The organism is Actinomadura sp. 6N118 (assembly GCF_044326415.1).
GTDB lineage: Bacteria > Actinomycetota > Actinomycetes > Streptosporangiales > Streptosporangiaceae > Spirillospora.
Genome location: NZ_JBIRAZ010000070.1, coordinates 1 through 1161, shown reverse-complemented (window position 1 = coordinate 1161; position 1161 = coordinate 1). Strand labels below are relative to the sequence as shown.

The window sequence follows — 1161 nt, the reverse complement described above, 5'->3', positions numbered from 1 at the left end:
CACTTTTCACCTTTCCCTCACGGTACTTGTCCGCTATCGGTCATCAGGAAGTATTCAGCCTTACCAAGTGGTCTTGGCAGATTCACACGGGATTTCACGGGCCCCGTGCTACTCGGGAACACACCCAGAAGCCACTCGAATTTCGTCTACCGGACTCTCACCGTCTACGGTCGGCCTTCCCATGCCATTCGACTATCCGAGCAGTTTGTAACTCCTTGAAACCACGGCAGCAGTTTCCAGATGGTCCCACAACCCCGCATACGCAACGCCTGCCGGCTATCACACGTACACGGTTTAGGCTAATCCGCTTTCGCTCACCACTACTCACGGAATCACTATTGTTTTCTCTTCCTGCGGGTACTGAGATGTTTCACTTCCCCGCGTTCCCACCAACCTGCCTATACATTCAGCAGGCGGCGACACCCCATGACGGGTGCCAGGTTTCCCCATTCGGAAATCCCCGGATCAAAGTCTGGTTGCCGACTCCCCGAGGCATATCGCAGGCTCCCACGTCCTTCATCGGCTCCTGATGCCAAGGCATCCACCGTATGCCCTTAAAAACTTGAACACACAAAACGATCAAACAAATCGCAACAGAGAACAAAAAACCCAGATTCGAAAAACCTGAGTCTCTTGTTCAGAGATGCTCGCGTCCACTGTGCAGTTCTCAAAAAACAACCGGGCCCACCAGCCCCACACCCTTCAGAGGGGTGCGCGATCTGGTCCCGCAATCCAGAAGAAACAACCCAGCCCCAACCCACCCGAAACCCCCCGCAAAACAAGGGGCCCAGGTGTTCTGGGGCTGAAGGGTCCGTTTCCTCAGGACCCAACAGCGTGTCCACCAGCACCCAGACCTCAACCTCGCCGTTCCCACTCCGCCTCCAAGAGGAGGCAGCGGTACTTGCCGGGTGACACCAGGATGCTGGTGAGTAGCCAGTGCTCCACATCTATGAGCAGCCACCCGGTGAACATTCGTCACCGACGGTGGCTACTGACCCGGCCGACCCTCAGAGCGAGGGTTCTTGCGGGCCAGAGGTGCTCCTTAGAAAGGAGGTGATCCAGCCGCACCTTCCGGTACGGCTACCTTGTTACGACTTCGTCCCAATCGCCGGCCCCACCTTCGACCGCTCCCCCCCTTGCGGGTTGGGCCACGGGCTTCGG

Annotated in this window: 2 rRNA genes; both read right to left on the bottom strand. The window is 57.5% G+C overall.

Annotated features, from left to right (window positions below):
• A 23S ribosomal RNA gene (locus ACH34W_RS55385) occupies positions 1-568 on the bottom strand; the annotation flags it as partial.
• A gap of 478 nt (positions 569-1046) precedes the next feature.
• A 16S ribosomal RNA gene (locus tag ACH34W_RS55380) occupies positions 1047-1161 on the bottom strand; the annotation flags it as partial.